Origin of the sequence: Bartonella capreoli, from assembly GCF_902813205.1 — a bacterium.
In the GTDB taxonomy this organism is placed as follows: Bacteria; Pseudomonadota; Alphaproteobacteria; order Rhizobiales; family Rhizobiaceae; genus Bartonella; species Bartonella schoenbuchensis.
In genome coordinates this window covers 1-486 of sequence record NZ_CADDZX010000156.1, presented here as the reverse complement: position 1 = coordinate 486, position 486 = coordinate 1, and the positions used below count along the sequence as shown (strand labels likewise).

Genomic DNA, 486 nt, shown 5'->3' with positions numbered 1-486 from the left:
AGCCAAGTTGGAGAACGTGGAATTATGCTCTCTGGTGGGCAAACACACCGCATCGGCATCGCACGCGCGATTTTAAGAAATGCTCCACTGTTACTGCTTGATGAAGCAACATCAGCCTTAGATGCAAACAGTGAAAAATTGGTGCAAGAAGCTTTAGAAGGGTTGATGCAAAATCGCACAACATTGGTGATTGCGCACCGCTTAGCAACGATTTTGAAAGCAGATCGCATTCTTGTTATGGATAAGGGGGCTCTTGTTGAGGAAGGAACACATACACAACTCGTTGCCCAAAATGGGGTTTATGCGCATCTAGCCAAACTGCAATTTGCACACAAATAAGTTCTCTCAATAAAGATTAGTATTTTTATTGTTTTACTATCAATTGCACGTCCTCTTTCGGCTTTTTGTGGGCGGCTGTTGTTGGTAAAAACGCATCTGTCGATAATAAAAACGCACGTTTTGCGGATTTTGAGCGCGCAGCACCCT

General features: G+C 43.8%; 1 protein-coding gene. It reads left to right on the top strand.

Annotated elements, in window-relative coordinates; translation table 11 throughout:
* Positions 1 to 339, top strand: a 339-nt coding sequence (locus J7R05_RS07835) for an ATP-binding cassette domain-containing protein (RefSeq protein ID WP_208541831.1), incomplete at its 5' end; no start/stop codon positions are given.
* Between the last annotated feature and the right edge of the window lie 147 nt (positions 340 to 486).